22 protein-coding genes and 9 tRNA genes are annotated in these 24,944 nt (G+C 43.3%); 18 read left to right on the forward strand and 13 right to left on the reverse strand.

What is annotated here, in order from left to right; translation table 11 throughout:
* Nucleotides 1-21 precede the first annotated feature (21 nt).
* The 3 genes from KPL72_RS09740 to KPL72_RS09750 form a co-directional block, all read right to left on the reverse strand.
* Nucleotides 22-1,083: a LysM peptidoglycan-binding domain-containing protein gene (locus KPL72_RS09740; RefSeq protein ID WP_219702599.1), complete on the reverse strand. Its 1,062-nt coding sequence runs from the start codon at nt 1,081-1,083 to the stop codon at nt 22-24.
* A 221-nt stretch (nt 1,084-1,304) separates the two neighbouring features.
* A complete protein-coding gene (locus tag KPL72_RS09745; protein WP_219702600.1) occupies nt 1,305-3,740 on the reverse strand; it encodes a YbcC family protein in 2,436 nt (811 codons plus the stop codon).
* A gap of 9 nt (nt 3,741-3,749) precedes the next feature.
* On the reverse strand, nt 3,750-5,372 hold the full coding sequence (locus KPL72_RS09750) for an NADH-quinone oxidoreductase subunit L (protein ID WP_219702601.1): 1,623 nt from the start codon (nt 5,370-5,372) through the stop codon (nt 3,750-3,752).
* A gap of 124 nt (nt 5,373-5,496) precedes the next feature.
* Between KPL72_RS09750 and KPL72_RS09755 the strand changes: the two genes are divergently transcribed.
* From KPL72_RS09755 to ppnN, 3 genes are all read left to right on the forward strand, one after another.
* Nucleotides 5,497-6,402 carry a LysR family transcriptional regulator gene (locus KPL72_RS09755; RefSeq protein ID WP_219702602.1) on the forward strand — a complete coding sequence of 302 codons (906 nt, stop codon included), beginning with the start codon at nt 5,497-5,499 and terminating at the stop codon, nt 6,400-6,402.
* 66 nt (nt 6,403-6,468) lie between these two features.
* The gene (gene zapE / locus KPL72_RS09760) at nt 6,469-7,614 is read left to right on the forward strand and encodes a cell division protein ZapE (RefSeq protein ID WP_219702603.1); all 1,146 of its coding nucleotides are present in this window, start codon (nt 6,469-6,471) and stop codon (nt 7,612-7,614) included.
* 133 nt (nt 7,615-7,747) lie between these two features.
* A complete protein-coding gene (gene ppnN, locus KPL72_RS09765; protein ID WP_219702604.1) occupies nt 7,748-9,121 on the forward strand; it encodes a nucleotide 5'-monophosphate nucleosidase PpnN in 1,374 nt (457 codons plus the stop codon).
* A 96-nt stretch (nt 9,122-9,217) separates the two neighbouring features.
* Here ppnN and glsB read toward each other — a convergent pair whose 3' ends face one another.
* From glsB to KPL72_RS09785, 4 genes are all read right to left on the reverse strand, one after another.
* Complete coding sequence (gene glsB, locus KPL72_RS09770; RefSeq protein ID WP_212916489.1) at nt 9,218-10,129, reverse strand: glutaminase B; 912 nt, start codon at nt 10,127-10,129, stop codon at nt 9,218-9,220.
* 170 nt (nt 10,130-10,299) lie between these two features.
* Nucleotides 10,300-11,109: an NAD(+) diphosphatase gene (nudC, locus tag KPL72_RS09775; protein WP_219702605.1), complete on the reverse strand. Its 810-nt coding sequence runs from the start codon at nt 11,107-11,109 to the stop codon at nt 10,300-10,302.
* A 73-nt stretch (nt 11,110-11,182) separates the two neighbouring features.
* The gene (tdh, locus tag KPL72_RS09780; RefSeq protein WP_219702606.1) at nt 11,183-12,208 is read right to left on the reverse strand and encodes an L-threonine 3-dehydrogenase; all 1,026 of its coding nucleotides are present in this window, start codon (nt 12,206-12,208) and stop codon (nt 11,183-11,185) included.
* Between the two features lie 3 nt (nt 12,209-12,211).
* Nucleotides 12,212-13,420: a glycine C-acetyltransferase gene (locus KPL72_RS09785; RefSeq protein ID WP_219702607.1), complete on the reverse strand. Its 1,209-nt coding sequence runs from the start codon at nt 13,418-13,420 to the stop codon at nt 12,212-12,214.
* Between the two features lie 199 nt (nt 13,421-13,619).
* Here KPL72_RS09785 and KPL72_RS09790 point away from each other — a divergent pair, with 199 nt between their 5' ends.
* From KPL72_RS09790 to KPL72_RS09830, 9 genes are all read left to right on the forward strand, one after another.
* On the forward strand, nt 13,620-14,684 hold the full coding sequence (locus KPL72_RS09790; RefSeq protein WP_219702608.1) for a polysaccharide deacetylase family protein: 1,065 nt from the start codon (nt 13,620-13,622) through the stop codon (nt 14,682-14,684).
* Between the two features lie 62 nt (nt 14,685-14,746).
* Nucleotides 14,747-14,837, forward strand: a tRNA-Ser gene (locus KPL72_RS09795).
* A 41-nt stretch (nt 14,838-14,878) separates the two neighbouring features.
* Nucleotides 14,879-14,954: transfer RNA gene (locus KPL72_RS09800), tRNA-Asn, on the forward strand.
* A gap of 1 nt (nt 14,955) precedes the next feature.
* A tRNA-Pro gene (locus KPL72_RS09805) sits at nt 14,956-15,032 on the forward strand.
* A 28-nt stretch (nt 15,033-15,060) separates the two neighbouring features.
* A tRNA-His gene (locus tag KPL72_RS09810) sits at nt 15,061-15,136 on the forward strand.
* Between the two features lie 13 nt (nt 15,137-15,149).
* Nucleotides 15,150-15,225: transfer RNA gene (locus tag KPL72_RS09815), tRNA-Lys, on the forward strand.
* Nucleotides 15,226-15,258: 33 nt separating this feature from the next.
* Nucleotides 15,259-15,334: transfer RNA gene (locus KPL72_RS09820), tRNA-Asn, on the forward strand.
* 1 nt (nt 15,335) lies between these two features.
* A tRNA-Pro gene (locus KPL72_RS09825) sits at nt 15,336-15,412 on the forward strand.
* A 31-nt stretch (nt 15,413-15,443) separates the two neighbouring features.
* Nucleotides 15,444-15,519: transfer RNA gene (locus tag KPL72_RS09830), tRNA-Lys, on the forward strand.
* A gap of 556 nt (nt 15,520-16,075) precedes the next feature.
* On the opposite strand, the gene KPL72_RS09835 is transcribed toward KPL72_RS09830, so the two are convergent.
* From KPL72_RS09835 to KPL72_RS09860, 6 genes are all read right to left on the reverse strand, one after another.
* A tRNA-Tyr gene (locus tag KPL72_RS09835) sits at nt 16,076-16,159 on the reverse strand.
* A gap of 51 nt (nt 16,160-16,210) precedes the next feature.
* A complete protein-coding gene (locus KPL72_RS09840) occupies nt 16,211-17,161 on the reverse strand; it encodes a ProQ/FINO family protein (protein WP_219702609.1) in 951 nt (316 codons plus the stop codon).
* A gap of 186 nt (nt 17,162-17,347) precedes the next feature.
* On the reverse strand, nt 17,348-17,821 hold the full coding sequence (locus KPL72_RS09845) for a hypothetical protein (RefSeq protein ID WP_212916483.1): 474 nt from the start codon (nt 17,819-17,821) through the stop codon (nt 17,348-17,350).
* Nucleotides 17,818-18,048 carry a cell division protein ZapB gene (locus tag KPL72_RS09850; RefSeq protein ID WP_212916482.1) on the reverse strand — a complete coding sequence of 77 codons (231 nt, stop codon included), beginning with the start codon at nt 18,046-18,048 and terminating at the stop codon, nt 17,818-17,820. Before KPL72_RS09850 ends, KPL72_RS09845 begins: the two co-directional genes overlap by 4 nt.
* 57 nt (nt 18,049-18,105) lie before the next feature.
* Nucleotides 18,106-19,299: a flagellar assembly protein FlgT gene (locus tag KPL72_RS09855; protein ID WP_219702610.1), complete on the reverse strand. Its 1,194-nt coding sequence runs from the start codon at nt 19,297-19,299 to the stop codon at nt 18,106-18,108.
* Between the two features lie 3 nt (nt 19,300-19,302).
* The gene (locus KPL72_RS09860) at nt 19,303-19,929 is read right to left on the reverse strand and encodes an LPP20 family lipoprotein (RefSeq protein WP_219702611.1); all 627 of its coding nucleotides are present in this window, start codon (nt 19,927-19,929) and stop codon (nt 19,303-19,305) included.
* Nucleotides 19,930-20,324: 395 nt separating this feature from the next.
* On the opposite strand from KPL72_RS09860, the gene dinB reads away from it, so the two are divergent.
* The 6 genes from dinB to KPL72_RS09890 all read left to right on the forward strand — a co-directional run bounded on the left by dinB (nt 20,325) and on the right by KPL72_RS09890 (nt 24,943).
* Nucleotides 20,325-21,383, forward strand: a complete 1,059-nt coding sequence (dinB, locus tag KPL72_RS09865) for a DNA polymerase IV (protein ID WP_219702612.1) — start codon at nt 20,325-20,327, stop codon at nt 21,381-21,383.
* 70 nt (nt 21,384-21,453) lie between these two features.
* Nucleotides 21,454-22,434 (forward strand): hypothetical protein, encoded by a 981-nt coding sequence (locus tag KPL72_RS09870; protein WP_212916478.1) that lies wholly within the window; start codon nt 21,454-21,456, stop codon nt 22,432-22,434.
* Between the two features lie 118 nt (nt 22,435-22,552).
* Nucleotides 22,553-23,221 (forward strand): alpha/beta hydrolase, encoded by a 669-nt coding sequence (locus tag KPL72_RS09875; protein ID WP_219702613.1) that lies wholly within the window; start codon nt 22,553-22,555, stop codon nt 23,219-23,221.
* Between the two features lie 48 nt (nt 23,222-23,269).
* The gene (locus KPL72_RS09880) at nt 23,270-24,082 is read left to right on the forward strand and encodes an inositol monophosphatase family protein (RefSeq protein ID WP_219702614.1); all 813 of its coding nucleotides are present in this window, start codon (nt 23,270-23,272) and stop codon (nt 24,080-24,082) included.
* A gap of 31 nt (nt 24,083-24,113) precedes the next feature.
* Entirely contained in the window at nt 24,114-24,572 is a 459-nt protein-coding gene (locus KPL72_RS09885) for a DUF2489 domain-containing protein (protein WP_219702615.1), read from the forward strand.
* Entirely contained in the window at nt 24,572-24,943 is a 372-nt protein-coding gene (locus KPL72_RS09890; RefSeq protein WP_212916474.1) for a hypothetical protein, read from the forward strand. Before KPL72_RS09885 ends, KPL72_RS09890 begins: the two co-directional genes overlap by 1 nt.
* Nucleotide 24,944: the final 1 nt, after the last annotated feature.

Here is a 24,944-nt window from a genome sequence, read left to right on the forward strand (position 1 = left end):
GATAATCAAATGTGTCTTGAGTTATTTGCATAGTTTATCGACCCCAGATAAAGACACTAGATCTGCCTTATTACCAGACATTGTATATAGCTCTCTAGCGCCTTTCCCGGCGGCATAGCTGCCAATGGCTGCAGCGCTACCCAGTACTAATATGGTGGCCCAGCCCACAGGTGTGGTAATCAAAAATGTTGCAAGCGCATAACCTGTACCAGCGCTCACTAAACTGCCTGCAACAGTTTCCACAAAAATCTCGTTTTTCTCTTGTCGGGATTGGGCGGTTGCGATGTTATAGCACCCCATGCCAACGCCGGCAGCGGTCAATACCACCCCGCCATGAGTAGCGAGTTTAGATAATCTACCCAAACGATCTAAGTGGTTGGTGACATTGGCTGTGGCGGGGATGGCTTTAGAGCGAGAAATCTGTAGGGCTTGTCTTGCTGTTTGTCCTTTTAGCAACACTTTTTCAAATGGGCCAAGACGCTGAGCAAACGCTTTTAGGGCTTTTTGTCTGCGGTAATCATATTGCCCTTTGGTTAGGGTGCCTTTCTTGTATTGGTTATACAGTCTTTCTACTTCTTGAATCAGGGCAGTATTTTGCTGGTTAACTAAGCCCCCCATAGAATTTAGCGCCGCTCCTGAGCTGGTCGCTAAGATATCATAATTATCCTGTAGCCAAGATAAAGCCCAAAGCATTTCTTGTTCTTGAGTATCTATTGGTATGTGCATTTTATATTTGTCTAAACCGTCTCCCAATGTTGGGTGGAACTGGTTACTTCTATTACTGAATTCAGCGAGAACTTTTTTATTTTCATCTGATGCTAAGCACATGCCAACCGAGTTAGGTGTCATTGGCATAAGGCGAATAACTTGTTTAGGTTGGAGTAAGTTTGGATTAGTTATTTGCTTATTATGATATGAAACAAGCGCTAGAGCAGATTTGTAACGGTCGCTACCGTAAGTTACATCGTAAAAATTAGAGATAATCTGACTTAACGTGTCTCCTTGCTTAACTGTATATATCACAGGCTTGAAAAGCGGGCTAACAGGAGATAGTGAGGCATTGAAACTATCAAAATCCGACATACATAAGTCCTTTATATTTTTTGGGGAAATACTTTTCCAAATAATCAAAATCTGTTGATATTTGTTAGCAATTCTATCCTAGAAACCACTTACGGGGCAAATGGACTTCCTAGGCTAACTAACTACAGGTATTGTTCTTTAAGGTTGTAAAAAATGGTATTCATATCTTGATTGATGAGCGCCCAGTGGCACGTCTTCGTGCCGCTGTAGCTTGAGGTCTCTTATCCTTGTGCTTGCCATTGTTGTTGGTAAAAACGCTCAACTTTGTCACCCTCCCATTGAAACAAATACAGCCAGCCGTTATCGATCAATTGCCTGACAATGTCATGCTTTGCAGCGATTTTCTCGATCTCGGCTTTTGGGGCGGCAATGTAGACCGCAAGTCGGACCGGCGTGTGCATCCACTTCTCACCATTGCTTAGTGATTGCATAGACAAGCCTATGCGCAAGTCCCCACCGTTACCTTCAAATACACCAATGTTGCCACCCACGGCATTATGCAGCACTTTATTACCGCAGCCGAATTTGAAGTTATCGGTTACCGATAGGTTGTATTGCATGTTGATCCAGTGAGTCACCAGCATGGGCGCCGTTAAAATGCGTTCTAAGATGCTGAAATCGGGGTCATTGTGTTGATCATAGTCGTGCAGAAAACTGCGGCCTTGTAAGTCAAGGTGTCGAGTCTGCCGGCGTGGCGCGATGATAAAGGAATGGTTATTGGCGAGTCCCCATTCTGGGTTCACTTGTGACCAGTCATTGGCGCGTTTGGTAAAGGCCTTTGAACGTTGTTGGTCTGAAACATCCAGCAAGGAGGTATCTAATTTTGCAGCGCGTTCTTGCTGAGCGAGATATTGCGCTTTTTCAAACCACTCGGTCATTTTGCTGTTGGTGCTTGTGGAGCCTTCTGTGGTATCAAAGCAAGTTAATTGATCTGTGGTGGTGTTATGCAACGCAGGGACAAATTGCGTGTCACTAGGAATCTTCATCCCCATGTCGTTTAGTAAGGCGCGTACCTTGTCATCATTTAATAGTGAAGCCAACACTCTCACGTTAACTTCGCCACTTTGGCCGCCGCAAGCGCCACATTCTAGCCCTGCTGCATGAAGGTTGTTGCTAGTATGGCTACCGTGACCAACGAGCATGACGATAGGCGCGTAAGTTGTTAGCTTGATGGTGTCTAAAATCCCCTTTGCCAAATTGGCTTTATCTTGGTCGGTTAAAGCCACGCCTTGTTGAGTCAATTGCCAAGCAGTATTGGGTGCTAAACGATTGGCTGGGTGTTCTTGTCGCTTGGAGAAGAGAGTTTGTTTGAACATTTTAAAGGCGTACCACCAACCCATGGATTCCACCATGGAAAACGATGCAGGCGCAGCGTGCCCCCAACGATGCCAGCGAGCTTCTTTTTGCTGGTGGTGAACGTGATTTTTATCACTTTTACATTCGGTTGCAGTGATGGAGGCTTGCAGCAAACCAGGAAGCTGCGGACGTTCATAGTGGCTGTCTTGCGCTTTGTATTCGATAGGTAAGCCAAAGAAGCCGGCAAAGCCAAGGGTCTGAATCGTATCGGATTGTTTTTCCAGCGCGCGGCGAAACACTTCAGAACGAACGTCGATGCAGAAAATCGCTTGGAGTTCAGGTCTAGTTGAAAGTGCTGGAACAGGTTGTTCCGTTGTTAGTGTTTTATGTAGGTTTTTTTGTTCACTGTATTCCAGTGCCAAAGCCCATACTTTAGGCGTTAATAAAGCGTCTTGATGGGCTTGAATTAATAGTGGAATGGCGTTTTTTTGTGCTGACCATTTTGTTTCTATCGAGGCGTGTAATGCTATCGATGTGTGTTTTAGGTAACGCCAAACAACCAACTCCCAGGCCATTTTGATGGCAAGTAAAGACTCTACATGGTTTTCTTTTGCTAAGTTTTCGTTGTTATCTCCTTTGGACCAATTCAGGTAAGCCAAGTAGCTGCTCCAACCATTAATATCCAGCAATAACGCTTGGGCATAGAAGTGCAGCGCTTGATCGTCCAAGGCTAATTCTTCGATAGCGAGGGCAAACAAGGCTTCTTTATCGCTGGGTAAGTGATGAAAGAAATCGATTAGCTTGGATTCGGCCATGATAATACTTAGGCCTTTGTCTTCATTAGTGACTTCTAGCCAATGGCTGTAAAGATCGAGTTCGCTGTCGATGTTTTGTTGTCTCAGAGTGGGGCTTTGCTGTTGATAATGGGCCGCGCAAAACTGGCTTACTTGGTGAGTGATTTCGTCGTGCCAAGACATTTTATGGGCGGAGCGTTGTTGATCTGCAAGATCAGCAATATTGCGCCATGGAGAAGGCTGCTTATTTGGATTGGATAGATGCTCAAGTAAGTCTTTCGGCGCTAAGTTGATCTCATATTGTCTTGCCGCTCTGACAAGGCAATCTTGTGAAATCCGCCCTTCATCAAACCAGGCTCGATAAGAAGAAATGGGTAGGTAGGTTTTTATGCCCGCCAAGGCAGATAATTCATCTGAGGTTTCATCAAAGGGTTTATTTACCAATGACCAGAGCGGATTCACCGCGATCAGTTTATCCAGCGGCCAGTGGGGCGCGATGGTTCTGGCCGCATCAAGCAATAGGTCTTTTTGCAGCATGCTTAACGTATTTGTGGCCTTGATAGTCATGCGATTCTCCTAAGGTTTTAGCGACGGTTGATTATTGGTTGTTTCGTGATGCTGTTGCTTGGTTCTAGCGGGTAAAGTGACTGGCCAGAATTTCAGCACCAGACGTGTTAGCCATTCATCCAGATAAAGCCCTGCGAACAATGCGATTGATAAGCGACGAACAGCACGCCAGCGTACTTGATAATGCAATAGCGCACTCAAGAGGAAGAGCAGGCTAAATAAAACCATGGCCCAGATATCGGCTAGGGAAAAAGCCTGAACCGTATGGGTTGAATAGGTCGGCAATGCGTAGTGCGTGGCGTACTTTAATGCGGCATAAATCACACACAAAAACACGCCCATCGCGAAGGTGTAAACAACCGAAGGCGAGTGCTCGCACGTGCGCCATTGTACGATAAGGACAGTGAGCGCGAGAGCAAATAACCACCAAGTACTAAACGCGCTGTCGAAGCCAAATAAGATTCGCACAATCACCACAATCGCAGTACTTAAACCAAGGGCAAGTAGCCAAGTTTGCGCGTTAGGCACGACGGCTTTGTTCGTCGGTGAAGACTGAGTATTGTTTTTTGCCGCGCTAGAAAGGCGCAATCTAATGGCGTCATTCACCGCGTTGCCGGAGTTGAGGAATGAGTAGGCTTTGTAAAACGAATGGGCGAGCAAATGCAGCAAGACTAATTCGTACAAACCTAAGGCGAACTCTAACAGCATCAGACCCATCTGAGCACAAGTAGACCAAGCAAGGCGAACTTTTACGCTGATTCTAGTGGTCATTATCAAAGCACTGGCGAGCGTCGAAATCCCTGCCACAACCAATAACAACCAGATTGCGACAGAACTTTGCGCAACCACTGGCGTAAACAAAAGCAGTAGATAGCCACCTAAGTTAATCACGCCGGCGTGCAACAAGGCGCTAACGGTGGTTGGTGATTCTACTACTTGTATTAACCAACCATGGAACGGCAATTGAGCGCATTTGATTAATGCTGCCAGTGCGATCAAACAGGCCGCCACTTGCTCTTGCCAGTGTAATGCTAAGCCGGCGCTAGATTGGGCAACAGCGGTATCGATAATGGTGTTGATGTATAGACTGTCGTATTGCTGGTAAAGCAAGGCAAAGGCGGCAAACAAAGACAGTTCGGCAACACGTGCCAGCATGAACTTTTTGTGCGCCGCTAGAATGGCTCGGGGACGATCCGCATAAAAGGTTAATAAGTTGTTGAGTGACAAACTAATGCCTAACCAACCTAGCCAAAAAATCACCAAATGGTTGGTGGTGACTGTGATAGCTACAGAGGCTAAGGTAAACATCAACCAACGATAGTAACGATTCAGATTAGCCTGTCCTGCCATGTAGTTACGGGAAAAACTGATCAACACCCAGCCCATAACGGTCACGAGGCCAAGCATGATCTGATTGAGTGCCGTGTGGCGAATCAAGATAGAGGATTGCCAAGCATCGGTGAAAAAGTAACTGACCGGAAAGGTAGCAAGAAAGATAATCAGCAAGACAAAGCTTAATCGAGACGCTTTTTGAGCCACGTATTTGGTTTTCTCACGGCCGAGATACCAGCCGCCAAAAAACAGCGTAAAGGGAATGAAAATCGGTAAGAAACTTAACACGACTAAGGACATACACAACCTACGTTTATGGGATTTAATAAATTGGGGCGATTATGAAGGCTTTATTTAGTTAATAAAAATACATATATTGTTATAAAACGTTCACTTTATATTATGTATCTGTAGGTACTTTTTTATGGCACGACTGAATTACCACCATTTGTATTATTTTTGGCGAGTCGCTAGGAGCCCAAGCCTGACGGAAGCGGCGGAAACCTTGCATATCTCTCAGTCTGCTCTGTCGGCGCAGATCAAGCAGCTGGAGCAGAGCTTAGATGTGGCATTGTTTATTCGCCAAGGGCGTAAGCTGGTACTGACCGATGTTGGGCGTCGGGTGTTGGCTTATGCGCAAGATATTTTTAATACCGGTGAAGAGTTAGAGAAGTTTATCCAGAAAGACAGCGCCACGCAGGTTCAGCATATTACCATCGGCGTGCAGAGTAATTTGTCGAGGAATTTTATCGAGAGCTTTATTGCGCCTTTGTTAAAAAGCGAGAACGTGGATTTTTCGCTTTCATCAAGAGGCATGACGGATTTGCTCAATGGACTCGTCAATCATGAATTAGATTTGGCGCTGACCAATCGTGCTATTTTGAGCGAAGGTCATGATACGACATGGCGAAATCAGTTGGTTGCTAGACAAGCTGTGGCGATTGTTGGGCCCTATGGCAAAAAGCCCGAGACGCCTTTTCCACAAGGCTATGAAGACAAGAAATGGGTGGTGCCAGGAAAAAATACCGATATTCGTTCGTCATTCGAGTCCTTTTGTGCCACTCATCAATACCAGCCAGATATCAAGGCGGAAGTGGACGATATGGCGATGTTACGATTATTAGCAAGGGACAGTGGTTATTTATCTGTATTGCCGCCTGTGGTGGTAAAAGATGAGATTCAATCGAAAGTGCTACAGGACTATGAAAGCATTCCTCAAGCGTTTGAAAACTTCTATGCCATTACTATGCCGCGAAAATTTACTTCGCAGCCTGTTCTAGATTTGATTAAGATCGCGATTCATCAGTATTCTGTCGATCATTCACTTTAAGTGTTTTGAAGGGGCAATCTGAAAGCCCCCATACTTAAAAAGGGAATAGCAAAAAGGAAATAGCACATGACTCCTTTGCAAGTCTATCAGACTCGTCTAAAGCAGAACGAAGTGACGTTTGATGAGAACCAGCAGCCCGCGTTAAATGAGTTAGAACGTGTTTATCAATTGTTACTGTCGAACCTATCAAATGGCGACGCGTTAGAATCAATCAAAGGGGTTTATCTTTGGGGCGATGTGGGTCGTGGTAAGACGTTTTTGATGGATTTGTTTTACGACTGTTTGCCTGATGGAATGGCGTTAAGACTGCATTTTCATCATTTTATGGCGCGTTTACACCGAGAGTTGAATCTTGCCTTCGGCCAGAAAAATCCCTTAAAAAGCATTGCGAAACGCTTGGCATCAGAATGCCGCGTGCTGTGTTTTGACGAGTTTTTTGTCTCTGATATTGGCGATGCGATGTTGCTGAGGGGGGTGGTTGAAGCCTTGTTTGAAGAAGGAGTGGTGCTGGTAGCAACATCGAATATTGCGGTGGAAAACTTGTTTCAAAATCAGTTACAAAAAGAACGCTTCGCTCCAGCTATTGCCTTGTTGCAAGCGCACTTGAATAGCATTCATCTTGGTGGCGAAGAAGATCACCGACTACGTCATACAGGCTTTTCGCCGATTTATTTTGTTAAACATGAGCAAGATATGTCGGCTTTGTTTAAGCAGCTTGGGCAAGGGGAAGTGAGCCAGCAGCCGCTGCAAATCTGTCGTCGTGCGATTAAGGTGATTGAGTCGGCAGATAATATTGCTTGGTTTGATTTTTATGCTTTGTGTGATGGCCCAAGGTCGTCGTTAGATTACATTGAACTGGCGCGAACTTATCCGATGATAATGCTGACAGGCATTCCTGAACTAAGCAGTGAGCCTTTCGAACACATCAAGGCTCGTGGCACAGAAGACGGCGCTATTGGCTCAGGTCAGACCGGTGATCGTGCGGTGTCATTGGGTGTGAATGACGATGCCGTACGTCGTTTTATTAGTCTGGTGGATGAATGTTATGACCATCAGGTGGTTTTATTATTAAACGCTGATGTACCTTTGGATAACTTGTATTTAAACGGTTCATTGTTGTTTGAGTTTCGCCGCACTTATAGTCGTTTAATTGAAATGAAATCCCATTACTATCAAGCGTTGCGAATAGGCATTGCGGGCAAGCTTTATTGACCAAATAGACGGGTTAAATGGTTGATTTCATTCTGACTATTTTTGCTAAGTTTTTCGTAAAAGCTTGATAAAACCAGAATCCGCGACCACTATATTTAAAGACATTAATAAAATGACAATAAGGAGGGCGATCATGCAGTATGAAGATCGCGTTGATGCGTTAGTCGCACCGAAAGGTTCGTTAGAAATGTTGTCTCAAGATGAGATTTCTCGTTTGTCAGAAGAAACAGGTCCGCTTCATGACCTATTCCACCGTTGCGCCTTAGCTATTTTGAACTGCGGCAGCGATTCTGATGATCCGCAAGCAGCCATGGAAGAATTTAAAGATTTTGAAATCCGCATCGTACAACAAGAACGAGGCGTGAAACTGCAGCTGAAAAATGCACCAGGCAGTGCCTTTGTCGACGGCAAGATGATTAGCAGTGTGCGCGAAATGTTATTTAGCGTATTGCGCGACATTATTTTCACTCAGCACGAATACATTCTTGCTCGTGGTTTAGAAAACGCCAGTTCAGACAAATTAACCAATGTGGTGTTTGAATTATTACGTAATGCCAATGTGTTCCGCCGTATTCAAAACCCAGATATGATTGTTTGTTGGGGCGGCCATTCTATTGCGCGTCACGAGTACGATTATACCAAGCGTGTAGGTCATGAACTGGGCTTACGTGAGTTAAATATTTGTACCGGTTGTGGACCAGGGGCAATGAAAGGGCCGATGAAAGGTGCCGCTATTGCACATGCCAAACAGCGTATCAAAAATGGTGTGTATTTAGGTTTAACGGAACCGGGCATTATTGCTGCTGAATCACCAAATCCTATCGTGAATCAGCTGGTTATCATGCCAGACATAGAGAAGCGTCTTGAAGCCTTTGTTCGTGCTGGACATGGTATTGTTGTCTTCCCTGGTGGTGCCGGAACGGCAGAAGAGATTTTGTATATTTTGGGTATCTTATTACACCCGAAAAATGCTGATGTACCATTTCCTTTGGTATTTACTGGACCAAAAGAAAGTGCGGATTATTTTGAGCAAATACATGCCTTTATCGGTGATGTATTAGGGGCGCAAGCACAGAATAAATACCGCATCATCATTGAAGATGAAGTAGAAGTGGCGCGAGCCATGAAGCAGGGCATGGAAGAAGTTCGCCAATATCGTAAAGCTCATCAAGATGCGTTTTACTACAATTGGAAACTGCATATTCCAGAAGAGTTTCAGTATCCGTTTGAACCCACTCATGAAAAAGTGCGTGAGTTGAATCTGCATTTCAATCAAGAAACGCATTTGCTTGCCGCGGATTTACGTCGTGCTTTTTCCTCTATCGTTGCCGGTAATGTGAAAGCGCAGGGCGTGGCCTACATCAAAGAATTTGGGCCATTCGAGATTCATGGCGATAAAGCCTTGTTGGCCAAATTGGATGCCTTGTTACAAGCTTTTGTTCGTCAGCAACGGATGAAGTTGCCGGGCAGTGCTTATGTTCCTTGTTATAAAGTCATCACAGACTAACTGGATGGCTACTGCGCTCGCCAAATACTTCGTTAAGTGCAGTGATACTAAAAAAGGGCTTCTCGTGAAGCCCTTTTCTGTTTTTTTTGGTTAAGCCTAACCAAATACCGACCAGCCGATGCTTTCCGATAGCGCTTCAAGCGCTGCCATGCCAGCTAGTGAATTACCCGATTTATTGAGTTCGGGCGACCAAACACAAACCGAAAAACGATTTGGGACGATGGCAAGAATACCGCCGCCTACACCGCTTTTTCCTGGCAGTCCAACACGATAAGCAAAGTTACCTGCTTCGTCGTATAAGCCGCTGGTGGCGAGTAGACCGTTTACCTGAGTAGTTTCTCGCGCACTAAGTACTTGCTCACCACTAAGCTGTGAGTAGCCCTTGTTGGCAAGGAAACTAAAGGCCTTGGCTAAATCTACACAGTTCATGCGCATGGCGCAGTTATCAAAGTAGCTGTGCAGCACATCTTCGACGTCGTTTTCAAAATTGCCAAAGGCTTTCATCAAATACGCCATAGACGCATTGCGTGCGCGAAATTCGTATTCTGAGCTGGCAACGACTTTATCTGAGTTAAGTAACGGGTTATCGGCTAAGCGACGAATGAACTCTCGCATGGCGTAATGGGGTGAGGCAAAACGTGACTGATTCATGTCGCTGATTACCAAAGCACCAGCATTTATGAAGGGGTTACGCGGTACGCCCGCTTCGTATTCTAACTGTACGAGTGAATTAAACGGATTGCCAGAAGGCTCACGTCCAACCCGTTGCCACATGTCCTCGCCATAATGTTTGATAGCCAAGGTTAAGCTAAAGACTTTAGAAATACTCTGGATAGAGAAGTCTGTATAGGCTTGGCCTGCATGATACAGCTCACCATCGTTGCTATAGATGGCGATGCCAAATTGATTCGGATCGACATTGGCCAATGCGGGTATGTAGTCAGCGACTTTGCCTAAACCGATTAATGGTTTTACTTTTTGTTCAATTGAATGCAGTAAATCTTCCACGTGGTTCTCAGTTTTATTTTATGGGAAGTGAATGGTTGAGCTTGATGGGTGGCTAGTATAGGTATTTACCTAAAGATTTCTAGAGATAAAGGGGGGATTTGGCGAATAAGGCTGCTTTTCAAACACACCATTTGAATTCTTGGTGTGTTTGAAAAGCAAGAGGGAAGCCGCTATGACGCTTTTGTTTCTTTTATATGTTCTACGTGTAGATTAATCAGTTGTCCTGATATGGTCGCGTTGTTGGGGATATTCGGTAAATTATCGATTGGGTACCAGTTGGCTTCTTCTATTTCACCAGGTGCGGGCGTTATTTCACCACCGGCATAATCGGCAAAAAAGCCGACCATTAGTTGGTGTGGAAAGGACCAAGGCTGGCTATCAACATAGCGTATGTTGGTAACTTCTAGGCCAACTTCTTCTCTTACTTCCCGTGCAACTGCTTGCTCTAGGGTTTCGCCAGCTTCAACAAAGCCTGCAATATTACTGTATCTATCTTTTGGCGCTAATGGGCCACGGGCCAGTAGTATCTGATTATCTTTGCGGATCGAGACAATGATGCAAGGCGAAATTCGAGGGTAGTGTCGCAAATTGCAAGATGGACAGATTTTTGTATGTTCTGCTGCGTGTTTTTCTCGCATCGCGGTACCACAGCGTCCACAAAATTGATGATCTCTATCCCACGTAGACAACTGATGAGCACGACTTAATAAAATGTAATTGTGTCGATCTTGTAGGAAGAGTAACTCTCTTAGACCAATTTCTGTAAAGCCTTTAGGAATAGATTCAAAGCGACAGACAAAGATATCTTGCCCATGCCATTGACCGCAATAAACAGCGCTCATATTTGCGTTAGGTTGGAAATGCGTAAAGGGCGTAAGAAATTGATTATCTGACTCTATTAGTACTTGATTTCGGTATAGCAATATATAGAGCGCATCTTGGTGAGGAAGCGGATGGTTTTGAATGCCAATGTCTAACATGTAATTGCTCTGTTTGCGTCTAAAAGAATTACGCTAACGCGATCATCTTCTAGACGCAATAAGCTAGACAGATTTAATTCCAATCTAGAATGACTTTTCCTGATTTACCTGATCCCATAGTGTCAAAACCTTGTTGAAAATCATCAACTTTAAAACGATGGGTAATGATTGGGCTAATGTCTAAACCAGATTGCAACATGGCGACCATTTTGTACCACGTTTCGTACATTTCTCGGCCATAAATACCTTTGATGATTAGGCCTTTAAAGATGACTTGGTTCCAATCAATGAGCGTGTCTTTGCCTGGGATGCCTAACATGGCAATTTTTCCGCCGTGGTTCATGCATTCCAGCATTGAGCGGAAGGCCATGTCATTGCCAGACATTTCCATACCAACGTCAAAGCCTTCGTGCATGCCAAGCTCACTCATGACGTCTTTTAATGATTCACGACTAACGTTGACGGTACGAGTTGCCCCCATCTTTTTTGCCAGATCAAGGCGGAAGTCGTTCACATCGGTTATTACCACATTGCGTGCGCCTACGTGTTTAGCAATGGCGGCTGCCATGGCGCCAATTGGGCCTGCACCTGTGATTAAAACGTCTTCGCCGATTAAATCGAATGACAAAGCTGTATGAGTCGCGTTACCAAACGGATCAAAAATCGCTGCCATGTCGTCGCTAATATTGTCGGGGATCTTGAAAGCGTTGCTAGCAGGAATGACTAAATATTCTGCGAATGCACCGGTTCGGTTAACACCAACCCCGAGGGTTTTTCGGCAAAGGTGACGACGTCCAGCACGACAATTTCGACAAAGGCTACAAGTAATATGACCTTCACCAGATACTCGATCACCTATCTTAAAGCCTGTCACTTCAGGGCCAACTTCGGCAATTTCACCAATAAACTCATGGCCGACAGTCATGGGTACCGGAATGGTATTTTGTGCCCAGTCATCCCATTGATAAATGTGCATGTCTGTTCCGCAGATCGCGGTTTTGCGTATTTTTATGACAACATCATTATGTCCGCATTCGGGGTGAGGGACGTCCGTCATCCAAATGCCTTTTTCAGCGTGAAGCTTCGCAAGCGTTTTCATTATTTATTTCCTTCCTTCAATGACGCCCATCTCGCGGCCTACTTTGGTAAAGGCGTCTATGGCGCGATCAAGTTGTTCCGTTGTTAGTGACGCTGACATCTGTGTGCGAATTCTGGCTTTGCCCATTGGTACAACTGGGTAAGCAAATCCCGTCACAAAAATCCCTTCCTTATATAACGCATTTGCCATCTCTTGTGCGAGCTTTGCGTCCCCTAAAATGACAGGAATAATAGGATGATCACCAGGGACTAGGTTAAAGCCTAAAGCGCTCATTTTGGTACGAAAATATTGGCTGTTTGTTTTTAGTTGCTTGCGGGCTGAATCACCTTGTTTGAGAGCCTCGATAATTTGTAAGCTGGTGGCAGTAATGACGGGCGCCAGTGAGTTTGAGAACAAGTAAGGACGAGAACGTTGGCGTAACCAGTCGACAATGCTTTTAGAAGCGCTGGTGTAGCCACCAGAAGCGCCGCCAAGGGCTTTACCCAATGTGCCAGTGATTATGTCGATACGACCGAGTACACCACAATATTCATGGCTACCGCGGCCATTTTCGCCCAAAAAACCTACCGCATGAGAATCGTCGACCATGACTAACGCATCGTATTTGTCGGCAAGGTCGCAAATTGATTTAAGGTCGGCGATGATGCCGTCCATGGAGAAGACACCGTCGGTTACAATCAGCTTGGTTTTCGCACCGTCTTTATCGGCTTGTTGCAGTTTGGTTTCTAGCTCACTCATGTCATTGTTGGCGTAGCGGTAGCGCTTGGCTTTGCATAAACGAATGCCGTCAATAATGCTGGCGTGGTTGAGCGCATCACTGATGACAGCATCTTCATCATTAAGCAGTGTTTCAAATAAGCCGCCGTTGGCATCAAAACAAGAAGAGTAGAGTATGGTGTCTTCCATTTGAAGGAAGTCGCTCAGGCTTTTTTCTAGTTGAGTATGAATGCTTTGTGTACCACAAATAAAGCGAACAGAAGCCATGCCGTAGCCGTAATCATCTAGCGCCTGATGAGCGGCTTTTGTGACTTGGCTATCATTTGCCAGTCCAAGATAGTTGTTTGCACAAAGGTTAATTAAAGGTGTTTTGTCAGCTGTAGTAATTTGGCTGGCTTGTGGCGTGATAAGTGGGCGCTCTATTTTATAGAGGCCTTCTTCTTTAAGTGTTTGAAGTTGCTTGTCCAATTTTTTGTAAAAAGCGGATTTACTCATGATTTTTCCTCTTGTGGAGATAGGTCTTCCTTTTGCTGAGAGCTCCTTGATGTATCTTGAGTGTAGGAGGGCGGCTTCAATATGAGTAGATGCAGTGACATAGTAAAATGGGCATAACAGTTTTGCCTTGGCGATGAGCTGGTCATCCCCTCTGTTCGTCCGTAGAATGCGTGTGAATATTAAGCAAAGAGGAAACGACATGTTGTCAAAGGTTCATTACGGCATTTTTTTGGGGGCATTAAGTACTAGTGCAGCGTTGCAAGCTCAAGATTACTTGCCTGTACTTCAATATCATCATGTAAGTGCTAGTTCACCGAAATCAACTTCTGTTACTCCTGAGCAGTTTACCGAGCAAATGGACTATTTGAAAAACGCTGGCTTTCAGGTTGTGGATTTGCGTTCTGCGTTGGATGATTTAAAAGCCAATAAACCATTACCTGAAAAAGCGGTCGCTATTTCGTTTGATGATGCTTACCGCAGTATTTACCAAGCAGGCTTTCCAATCCTTAAAGAGAGAAACTTTCCCTTTACAGTGTTTATTAATACAGAACCTGTTGAACGTAAAAGTCGTAGCTTCTTAACTTGGGAGCAGATGAAAGAAATGGAACAGTCTGGTGGTGTGTTTGCTAATCACACCATTAGTCATCCTTATATGTTGCGTAAAGAGAAGGGTGAGTCTGATGAGGCTTGGTTGTCTCGTATGACAAAAGAAGTAGATACAGTTGAAGGTTTACTAGAGAAAAACCTTGGCCATTCTCCAAAAATGTTGGCTTATCCCTATGGCGAGTCTAATGGACAGATCCGAGGCATGATGAAAGAGCGGGGGATTATGGCATTCGGGCAGCAGTCTGGTGTAGTGAGTGCGGATTCGGACTTCGAAAATTTGCCGCGTTTTCCTGCCTCTGGCGCTTATGCCAAGTTATCTACGTTAAAAACGAAATTAAATGCCAAGCCAATGCCTTTGTTGTCTGAAAAGACTGGTGGGGATTATGCAACAGATCAGCCTGTTTCGATTAGCTTGACCTTTAAAGAAGGTCAGTACCGTTTGAAAGACTTAACCTGTTATGTAGCAGGCCAAGGCAAAGCTAAGCTAGATTGGGTATCTGATACAGAAGTAACGGCGACTGCTGAGAAACCATTCGGCGTTGGTCGTGGCCGTATTAACTGCACGATGCCAGACAATTTAGGCAAGCATTATTACTGGTATTCCAATGTTTGGATCCGTTCTTCTCCTGATCAGGGCTATGTGAGTGAAAAAAGTTAAAGTTTTTTAAAAAAGAGGTTGCACTGAAATTTCAAATCAGTATTATACACCTCGCTCGCAACGGAGGGGTGGCAGAGCGGTTTAATGCACCAGTCTTGAAAACTGGCGTAGGTTAATAGCCTACCGAGAGTTCGAATCTCTCCTCCTCCGCCATCTTCTAAAGATGGTTGTTGTGAACAAGGTAAAATATTAGTTCCTCGATAGCTCAGTTGGTAGAGCAAATGACTGTTAATCATTGGGTCACTGGTTCGAGTCCAGTTCGAGGAGCCATCGGAGTATAGCGCAGTCTGGTAGCGCGCCTGCTTTGGGAGCAGGATGTCGGGGGTTCGAATCCCTCTACTCCGACCATTATATTTTATCATCACCATTAGTAATGGTGGGCGTAGCTCAGTTGGTAGAGCTCCGGATTGTGATTCCGGCGGTCGTGGGTTCAAGCCCCATCGTCCACCCCATTACTTGATAGTTGGGTCGTTAGCTCAGTTGGTAGAGCAGTTGACTTTTAATCAATTGGTCACTGGTTCGAATCCAGTACGACCCACCAACTATCCCTATACAGAATTCTAGTCTGATTAATTCCTCGATAGCTCAGTTGGTAGAGCAAATGACTGTTAATCATTGGGTCACTGGTTCGAGTCCAGTTCGAGGAGCCATCGGAGTATAGCGCAGTCTGGTAGCGCGCCTGCTTTGGGAGCAGGATGTCGGGAGTTCGAATCTCTCTACTCCGACCATTAGTTATTCAAGTTTAAAAAAATTATGAGCGGGTCGTTAGCTCAGTTGGTAGAGCAGTTGACTTTTAATCAATTGGTCACTGGTTCGAATCCAGTACGACCCACCATTTCTCTCATAATCTTCCTGCATTTCGCACATATTCCTTAATATTTATCTAGATAGCTTCAAAATCGTCTATCGTCTATCGTCTATCGTCTATCGTCTATCGTCTATCGTCTATCGTCTATCGTCTATCGTCTATCGTCTATCGTCTATCGTGTTTATCTCTTGGGTGTGTGTGTCGCTAGGTGTGGAGTGTGGGTGTTTTTTATGTGTATAAGTTTCCCGCTCAAGGGGTGTTGTGTTTCTGTCTTGTGCTGTATGTGAGGGCTTTTGGGGTAGTTTTTTGATAGTAGTGTTGTGGTTGATTATATTGGTAGTTTTGGATGTGTTGTGGTTAATGGAGGGTTGTTGCTCTGATTTTGGGTGATGTGTTTTGTGTGTATTGGTACGAAGCTTGTACAGGTGGAGGTGTGTTGGTTCTTAAGTGATTTTTCTTGTGGATAAAATTGTTAATAAGATGGTGTTTTGTTTTTGATAAAGCGGATGGGTGGGTTGAGTTTTGTAAGACGATTTTTATATTGCAGGATGTAAGATATTGAATCTTAGGTAGAAACTGCTAATGGTGGAGGGAGGTGGATTCGAACCACCGAAACTTTCGTGGCAGATTTACAATCTGCTCCCTTTGGCCACTCGGGAACCCCTCCACAGCAGCGCGACGTATAATATACATCGCGCCTTACTATGTAAACAGTTTTTTAAGATTTATTTAACAATAGTGCTAATTTCGCTTTCATACGCTCTTCAGGAGATAGGTTGTCATAAATATCTTCTTGTTTAGGTGCGTTTTGAGCTGGTTTAGGTTTTGAGTTTGCTTTGTTTTTGGCTTGTGCTTTTGGTTTGCTGCGAGCGGGCAGTGAAGGTCTTTCTTTCGCTGGTCTACTATTGGTTGCTGTTTTTGCTTTTTTAGGAATCATTGATTCAGGTAAAGCTGGCTCGTTATTAACAGCGACGCCTTCTAGGTCTATACGTGGCTGACCAGACAATAGGCATTTCTTGTATCTGTCTGAGCGCGTATAAGCGGCTAGGGCGCGTTTTTGCTTGCTGGCATTGAAGTCATCGTCCAGTACCATGTCTTTGTCTATACCGACCTTTAGAGGCTTAGGTTGATTCCAGTCAAACGCTTTGGGATAACGGTCTTCAAGCATTTTGATCAGACGGCGATTATTTTTCTGGTTCTTTTGACGCTTTTTTTGTTCAGGCGTCAGAGTCGCTGTCTCTGTGGTGCTGTCACTTGCTTCTGGTACGCTAATGTCGGTATCGACTAGTTTGTCGTCTTCTTGCAAGCCGTTAAGCTCAGGTTGTTGTGTGGTCATGTAATCAATCTGTTCTGTTGTCGTGGTTGTGGTGCTGCTTTCAGCATGCTCGTGTAATAAATCAAAGTTGAGTTGATATTCAACCGCGTTTGATTTTATTACTTTCTCAGAGGTAGACGCGTCATTTAAAAGGTCAAGAGAGTCTTCAATATAAAGCTGCAATTGGTCTTCAGTTGAGCGATCTGCCATATGTTGCAATAGGTCCATTGAGGCGCTGTACTCAATGGAAGGATCGTTCTTTTCCTTTAATCTTTGTATTTCCTCGTTGGCACTTTCTAACTGCTTGGTTAGCCAGTTAATCCTTGCTTCGAGTTTAGCGATAAGTTGTTCCATAAAGACACAAGGCTCAATTTTTTATTGGAGTCAGCGGAATACTTGGTGTATTGCTTGTGCCAATCATTTCTTTTCGCTGATCCTCGTTTGGTAGGGTAATGGAAATATTGCTACCTTTTTGCCACCAAACGTAAGTCATTGTTATTAAAAAACTAGCAATGAAAATGGGTAATAATTTCATCTTACTCAGAAAGTAAGTCCTGCGCCAACCATGACGTGTCTGTCGTAGGTGTCACCGCTGCTGTTTAGTACTCTTACGAATATATCTAATCGTGATACATCTGATATCCCAATACGAAAACCTGCTTCTGGATAATAGACGGTACTGTCAAGAAATGACACGCCACCTCCTATAAATGACCACATTGGGATGCCAGGCAAAATTTGAAGTGCGGGTGTTGCGCTATAATAACGAGATCCTAAAGAGATGGAATTCTCGAATTCTTCGCCTGTGACAAATGACAAACCACCATAAAAAGAAATATTTTCTGGCAGAGTGTACTCCATTGATGCATCTATAATGGAGGTGACATTTGTCTCTCCTTCAGGGGTTGTTGGTCGCGCCGCTGTTGATGAAAAACTTACCAAACTCGCAATTTGACCTTCTGCTGATGCGTTGGCACTCACTAGAACTAAAGCTGCAAGTAGAATCGATTTCATTGTTTGTCGTCCATTTGATTTAAGCGATTTAGCATTTGGGAAAGAGATGATTCCCAATTTGACTGTTGCTCTTTGGTTTGAGTTAGTGTGTTTTGGATTTCACTTTTTTCTTCGCTAAGCTCGTAGTTTTGCATTTCTAATTCGGCTATACGTTTACGTAATGAGCCCATTTCTTCTACTGCTTCGTTAATACGTTGTTCTAGGTGGTGTAGTAGTTCGTTATTCATTGTATCTGTCCTAAAAAATAAAAATCGCCGTTTGTGTATGGGCGTAGTTGTATAAAATTACCAGGCAATCACGACATCCTGTTGTTGCACGTTTAATATATGAGAGTCAACAACGAGCTCTCCAACTGAAAAGTTAGGTTGCACCTGTTTTATTGTAACACTGATGTTTGCATTATTCAGCTGAGTTTGAGCAGATTGCAGCTGATTGAAAACCTCGTAACGTCGATAAACGTTGAATTTATCTCCTTGTTTAATTCCGGCTAATGATCCTGCTGCTATATGTATTCTATTGCCTTCTGTGCGAAAAATATTTGCTATGAAGGGTTGGCAACGTAGTTGTTCACTAGTATCTAATGCGCTTTCTTTGAGTGCCTGCTGAACAACTTTACCATAATGTACTGTCCAAAATTTTGCACTACCAAAACCTATCCTTGCGTGATCTGATACATCCCAATTACCTACTTCATTGTATCTATGTTCGAACAATAAGGCGCCACTGAAGCCATCATAAATATAGATATCGACCACAAAGTTTCTTTCTTTATCAATGTTTTCATCTAATAGGTCTTTGGCTTTCTTATCATCTGGATGCCTTAGGTATAGCTCCCCGATGTCTCTAATAACGCCGCTGACAATATATTGAACGCCTAGTTGTTCACTGATTCTTGTGACATTTGTCAGGGAACCGTCATAATTGGTAGAGGATGGTGCGTTTATGAGGTCAGGATAAATTGCAATGTTAGTTGCTGTTAAGGCTCTTAAGTAGCCTTGTTTGTTTATTTCATCAGCTAAATCTTTTGGAAGCTCTCTGGAAATATTGCTGAGCTCTCCCAATCTTGCTTGTTGAGGAACTTGTAATTCAAACCCCGTTACACCAACTGTTTTCTTGTAGTAGCTTGTTGGCCCTGTGCTGCACTGTGAATCTGGCGTGACATCTACGCGAGCTACAATAGTGAGGAAGTCTCCGTTTTGCTCCTCAGAAAGAATTCTAGCTTTTTGTACATAGCCTGAACTACGTATTTCTAAATTAGATTCGAGTTCACCATTATAGAGTTCATCTTTTATATTAACTCTGGATCCAGATTCTAAAACGGCTTGTTTTATAGCTTGCTGAGTGGCTCTATAGCGAGCGTCAGCAATATCATTATTATAAATAACGGCTTCACCGACAGCGGTAATGCTTTTCGCAAAACTGGCTGTTGATAACAAAAGCGTGATGGCTATGATCGATAAGCGTTTCAAAAGTAACATCTGTTATTCAATGCTGTAAAAGTTGGTCGTTGGCGTTGTATTTTGAACATTCACGGCGCGATAACCTGGTTGAATTTTACAATTTGGATCGGATTGTATGTTGTTGGAGCCTAAACATTGACGAAAATTCTCTTGTAATGCCATTTCAACAACCGTTTCGAATGTGCCGTCTTCATGTTCACGTTGAGAAACGACTTTCGCCCCAACTAGGTAAGCATCAACATAGGTTCTTAATTCATCGTTTTGCATGACCATGTTGCTTAATGAGCTTGAGCCATCAATTTTCAAACCATAGACTCGTTCTGATAAGTTTCTATAAGCATCTAACATAGAGCTGCGCATAGTCATAATACGGGCTTGAGATTTTGTTAAGCGTCTATTAGACATCATTGCTGCGTAACCTGTGGCGGTAACAATGATTGGTTCTTGCTTGATAACTGCAATCGTGTTGTTTGCGTTTAAGGCACCATTCTGTACATAGGCAGACGAGCCGTTTCCTATTACGTTACCGTTACAGGGAGCGACAGTGGTACAAGGCGTTCCATCTGCGCTTTGTTGGTAAAGACCTTGGCAACCAGCAAGTGTCATTGCACTTATGGCGATAAAAAAAATTCGAAGTGATAGTGTCATGTTGGTGCCCTTTGTATGAAATCTTTGCCTTAATGTCCTGCGTTGAAATAAGTGTGTTTTACATAGTGCGAATTCAACTGAACGACTTAGAACTGCAGGTGTTATTGTGAATAGTTTGCTTAAAAATCCTTTTATTTTTCAACATACCTAATCTAATGGACAAAATGTAAACCATTTTGCTCTCTAGCGTCCATGTTTGGGCGCTTAAAAAAGCGCTTTTTCTTTGTTTTTGATAGTAAAACTGTTATTTCAGCGCATATTTTTGAGTTTTCTCAATTATTTTACGTTCAGTGGTGTTTTTCTAGAAGGAACTTTACATATCTAATTGAGGTGGTGAAGGTGTTTTTGAGATGGTGTAGACTGTGTTTTTGTACAGTGATTTTTGGGATGTTATATTGCAGAATCGAAAGATTATTCATATAGATGCTGATTGCTTTTATGCTGCGATAGAAATGCGCGATGATCCAAATTTGCGAAATATTCCGATTGCTATTGGCGGTCCTGCAAGTGGCCGCAGTGTGTTATCCACTGCTAACTATGTTGCTCGTGTTTATGGTGTTCGCTCTGCTATGCCAACTTCTGTAGCAAAGCGCCTTTGTCCTGCTTTACTCGTTATACCTGGAAACATGAATAAATACCGAATTGCGTCTGAGCAAATGCACGCTATTTTTCGAGAGTTTACTGATCTTATTGAGCCGCTATCGTTGGATGAGGCGTATCTTGATGTAACGCACTCACCGGATTTTCAAGGTAGTGCCACACGCATTGCAGAAGAAATACGCTCAAGAATATTTAAAGAGATAGGTATTACAGTTTCTGCAGGGGTGGCAACGAATAAGTTTATTGCTAAAGTGGCAAGTGATTGGGATAAGCCTGATGGCTTAACGGTTGTCACGCCAGAAAAGCAGTTTGAATTTGTTTCGAATGTTCCGGTGAAATTCATTTCAGGGATTGGCCGTGTTGCTCAAGAAAAGCTTGCAGCGCTTGGCGTGTTTAAGTGCTCAGATTTACAGGCGTTAGACTTTTCTGTTTTGCAAAAAAGTTTCGGAAGTATGTCATTTCGTTTATCTCAATTTGCCCTTGGTATTGATGATCGTCCAGTGACTGTTTCTCGGGAAAGAAAGAGTATTTCGGTGGAGCATACTTTTTCAAAAGATTTGCTTGATCTCAAAGAATGTCAGGCAGTTCTACCTATCTTGCTGAGCGATCTAAAAAAGCGTATGGCGGGAAGAGACTTCGAATCTCAGCTCAGCAAGTATTATCTCAAAGTAAAATTTGACGACTTTAAGCAGACAACAATAGAGCAACCAATTAAAGCCAAATTATCTGATGACGTGTTTTCACAACTACTGCAACAGGCTTATTCTCGGTCTCGACGCCCAGTTCGTTTAATTGGTGTCGGTTATCGTTTGTCTCCACCAGAGCCTCACCAATTAAATTTACCTTTTGTTTGAGTGTGTAAATTTTGATCAATTCCGTGATGCCTTACTATACTTAAGGGCGAATAATACGGAGGTGCTCATTATGTTGAAGCAACAGAGTAAGTTTGATTATACAAATCTAAGTATGCCTGATCCCTTGTCGCATCGGTTACGATTTGAAGTAGAGCAGACGTTGAGTTGTTTGTATGCAGATGCTTCTTTGGTGGATCAAATGGATGGATTGTATTTGCCTTTTTCTAATTGGTTGAGTCAAAAAGCTCATGCAGGTAAAGGTCCCTTAATTGTTGGCGTTGGAGGTGCGCAAGGGTGTGGGAAAACCACATTTTGTAGTGTTATTAGTCGAATTCTAAGTAAAGGATTCGACCTGAATTGTATTGTGATAAGTTTGGATGATTTATACAGTACTCGGCAAGATCGTATGAAGTTCGCTAGTAAAACAACCTCAATGTTTTCTGTACGAGGTGTACCTGGAACTCACGATGTAAGTTTTGCTCTTACGCTTTTTGAGCGATTGAAAAATCTTAAAGAGGGTGAGGTGATGAAGTTCCCTCGTTTTGATAAATCGATTGATGATCGAAAAGCGGTGCATCTATGGCAAGAAGTTCAGGGGCCTGTTGATGTAGTGCTATTTGAAGGTTGGTGTGTTGGTGCGCCGCCAATAGATGAAATGATGGATCAACCGCTTAATAAGCTTGAAGCAGAGATGGATGCCGATGGTCAGTGGCGTAATAAAGTGAATCAATTATTAAAAGATGACTACAGGCAGTTATTTGCACAAATTGATCTGATGGCTTGGATGCAAGCGCCAGATTATGAAGTCGTTTATCACTGGCGTAATAAGCAAGAGCGTGTTTTGGAAAATCACCTTCATGATATTCATGGCGTCTTACTGGATACAATTGACTTGAAGGTGATGTCTTCAGAAGAGTTGAAACGATTCATGCAATATTACGAAAGATTGACTCGTCACATGCTGGCGGTGATGCCAAGTAAGGCGGATGTGCTGTTTAAGTTAAATGAAAAGCAGGAAGTAACGGAGATGCGCTTTCCAGTTGAGCATTAAATTATGATATTAAAATGCCATTTAAAACGGTGGAGTGAAAGCAAGGTGTCGAGTGGGAAACGTCAATATGATAGGCTATTGCGAATTGCGATAGCCTATTTTTTTGGAGTGTTAAAAAATGACTGAATTATTGCCCTCTGTCTTAGTGGAAACAAACGAGCAGCCTGACGCCGCTATTATTTGGTTACATGGTCTTGGATCAGACGGTCATGATTTTGAGTCTTTGGTTCCTGCTTTATCTTTGTTGCCAACGTTAAAAGTACGCTTTGTTTTTCCTCATGCTCCACGCCGTCCTGTTACGGTAAATGGCGGTATGGAAATGCGAGCATGGTATGACATTTATGAAATGACGCTAGAACGAAAAGTTGATATGGAAAATATCGATGAGTCATGCCTACAAGTTGAACAGTTGATACAAGATCAAATAGATAAAGGAATTGCTCCAAATCGAATTATTTTGGCAGGATTTTCACAAGGCGGAGTTATTGCTTATCAAACCGCTTTGCGAACTAAGCATGTATTAGCAGGTATTCTTGAACTATCAACTTATTTAGTTAATGGTGATGAAGCGCCTGAAGCAGATGTCTGCCCTAACGGGAAAACGCCGATTCTTATTCATCACGGTTTGCAGGATCCTGTGGTTGCGCCAGTGCTGGCAACTCAAGCAAGGGATCTTTTAGTATCTAAGGGTTATTCTGTCGCTTATCAATCTTATGATATGCCTCATTCTGTATGTCCTGAGCAGGTGCAGGATATTTCTCATTGGTTAAACACTCGATTGGCGTAGTTGTTATCGGAGTCGGTGACATCCGTTTGTCTTTTTTAAGGAGCTTTTGTGTCGGAAAACTATGAGGAGTGGCTTGATTTCGCGAAAAATCTAGCGATTAAGGCTGGCGAGATGATCGTTGAGGCGCGAGAAAGTGCAACCTTTGTGCGTGACTACAAAATGGATCATGAGCTAGTTACCTCGACTGACATTGCGGTTGACCAGTACATTTGTAGTCACATCCTTAGGCAATATCCTTCGCATTGTATTTTGTCAGAAGAGTCTTCACCTAACCTAGATCTTGGTGATATTGGTGAGGATGTCCCAGTTTGGGTGATTGATCCGATTGACGGTACGGTGAATTTTGCACATGGTCATCATCATGTCGCGGTTTCTATTGGTCTTTATATTGGCGATCAGCGGATTTTAGGCGTGGTAAATGCCCCCTTTTTTAAAGAGTGTTTTTGGGCTGTGAAAGGTTCGGGCGCTTTTTGTAATGGGAAGCGCTTGACTGTTTCTGGAGCGCAAGAATTAAGGAATGCATTGGTTGCAACTGGGTTTCCTTATCAAAAAACAGCGCTAGCGCCGATTGTAGAAAGGGTTTCACATGTTTTGCACCATTGCCAAGATATTCGTCGTAATGGGTCTGCCGCACTGGATTTATGTTGGGTGGCTGCTGGTCGTTTGGATGCGTATTTTGAAAGCGTGAAACCTTGGGATATGGCGGCAGGGGCTTTAATAGCAGAGGAGGCTGGTGCGAAGGTCGGATATTATTTATCTAACACATCGGTTTGGCCTGATGTGGTGAACGGTGAGGGACTTTTAGTGTCGACGCCTCAATTGTACGATGATCTGCGGGCTCTTATTGATGTTGGCTTATAACGTGTTTATTTCTGGTTGATTGGGTTTTTTTATGTCTTTTACTACATTTATGATTGTTTTGCTCTGTTGTGTTGGTGTTATTGCCGTTTCTCTCTGGTTTATTCGTCAACAATTAAAGTTGAATAAAGCACGAGAAGAAAAAATTCGTGCTGGAGAAAATCGTTTTATTGAAGAGCGTCAAAAAAGAATTGATAGTATTCGAGTTCTTTTGAAAACAGTGGGAACAGAAGAACTCAATTGGATAGAAGCCAGTATTCGAATAAAGCATTTATTAGATCAGTTGAGCGAAGACTTATCCGAACATGAAGATATCTCGGCTTTTTATATTATTAATGAGAAAACTCAGCATATTCCAACTCATGAACAATGGGGGGATTTGCCTAAGCCTGCGAAAATGAAATTTCGACTCGAAATGGATAGTTATGAGGTGGAGCATGCGGAGCATTTGCAGCGCGCTAGATCCTCGTTAATGGCTTATGACTTTAAATAATGTTGCTTCAGCTGCTGGTTTCTATCAGTTTTTTGTTTTTACTGTTAGTTTTACTAGTATTGTTTTTTATTCGTCATCAATCGAAAGTACCCTATTATAGATTGACGCAAGAGCAGTGTGTAACCTTGCTAGAGAAAGCCGTTCAGGGTGTTCTACCTGAATATGAGTGGCATGCCTTTATCGGCATGACTGTTCGTGATGACGATGTACTTGATGACCTAAGAGAGCAATGTTTATTAGTTGATGAGCTTGGGGTGAAGGGAACTCAATTAATTAATGGGCGGGTTTGTATTATTTTTAATAAAAAAGGTATTTATCAGCTGGAAATATTGTTGGATGAGTGGCAGCATAAATCAAATTATATAGTCTGAT

It is taken from the genome of Marinomonas lutimaris, from assembly GCF_019426345.1.
Classification (GTDB): domain Bacteria; phylum Pseudomonadota; class Gammaproteobacteria; order Pseudomonadales; family Marinomonadaceae; genus Marinomonas; species Marinomonas lutimaris.

Bases quoted from the DNA above. Each gene is read 5' to 3' on its own strand.
- nudC (WP_219702605.1), bottom strand. From the start codon at position 11,109: ATGTTAGACATTGGCATTCAAAACCATCCGCTTCCTCACCAAGATGCG.
- KPL72_RS09745 (WP_219702600.1), bottom strand. From the start codon at position 3,740: ATGACTATCAAGGCCACAAATACGTTAAGCATGCTGCAAAAAGACCTA.
- tdh (WP_219702606.1), bottom strand. From the start codon at position 12,208: ATGAAAACGCTTGCGAAGCTTCACGCTGAAAAAGGCATTTGGATGACG.
- zapE (WP_219702603.1), top strand. From the start codon at position 6,469: ATGACTCCTTTGCAAGTCTATCAGACTCGTCTAAAGCAGAACGAAGTG.
- KPL72_RS09790 (WP_219702608.1), top strand. From the start codon at position 13,620: ATGTTGTCAAAGGTTCATTACGGCATTTTTTTGGGGGCATTAAGTACT.
- ppnN (WP_219702604.1), top strand. From the start codon at position 7,748: ATGCAGTATGAAGATCGCGTTGATGCGTTAGTCGCACCGAAAGGTTCG.
- KPL72_RS09785 (WP_219702607.1), bottom strand. From the start codon at position 13,420: ATGAGTAAATCCGCTTTTTACAAAAAATTGGACAAGCAACTTCAAACA.
- KPL72_RS09875 (WP_219702613.1), top strand. From the start codon at position 22,553: ATGACTGAATTATTGCCCTCTGTCTTAGTGGAAACAAACGAGCAGCCT.
- KPL72_RS09755 (WP_219702602.1), top strand. From the start codon at position 5,497: ATGGCACGACTGAATTACCACCATTTGTATTATTTTTGGCGAGTCGCT.
- KPL72_RS09845 (WP_212916483.1), bottom strand. From the start codon at position 17,821: ATGAAATCGATTCTACTTGCAGCTTTAGTTCTAGTGAGTGCCAACGCA.
- KPL72_RS09885 (WP_219702615.1), top strand. From the start codon at position 24,114: ATGTCTTTTACTACATTTATGATTGTTTTGCTCTGTTGTGTTGGTGTT.
- KPL72_RS09840 (WP_219702609.1), bottom strand. From the start codon at position 17,161: ATGGAACAACTTATCGCTAAACTCGAAGCAAGGATTAACTGGCTAACC.
- KPL72_RS09740 (WP_219702599.1), bottom strand. From the start codon at position 1,083: ATGTCGGATTTTGATAGTTTCAATGCCTCACTATCTCCTGTTAGCCCG.
- KPL72_RS09850 (WP_212916482.1), bottom strand. From the start codon at position 18,048: ATGAATAACGAACTACTACACCACCTAGAACAACGTATTAACGAAGCA.
- KPL72_RS09750 (WP_219702601.1), bottom strand. From the start codon at position 5,372: ATGTCCTTAGTCGTGTTAAGTTTCTTACCGATTTTCATTCCCTTTACG.
- KPL72_RS09890 (WP_212916474.1), top strand. From the start codon at position 24,572: ATGTTGCTTCAGCTGCTGGTTTCTATCAGTTTTTTGTTTTTACTGTTA.
- KPL72_RS09860 (WP_219702611.1), bottom strand. From the start codon at position 19,929: ATGACACTATCACTTCGAATTTTTTTTATCGCCATAAGTGCAATGACA.
- KPL72_RS09870 (WP_212916478.1), top strand. From the start codon at position 21,454: ATGTTGAAGCAACAGAGTAAGTTTGATTATACAAATCTAAGTATGCCT.
- KPL72_RS09855 (WP_219702610.1), bottom strand. From the start codon at position 19,299: ATGTTACTTTTGAAACGCTTATCGATCATAGCCATCACGCTTTTGTTA.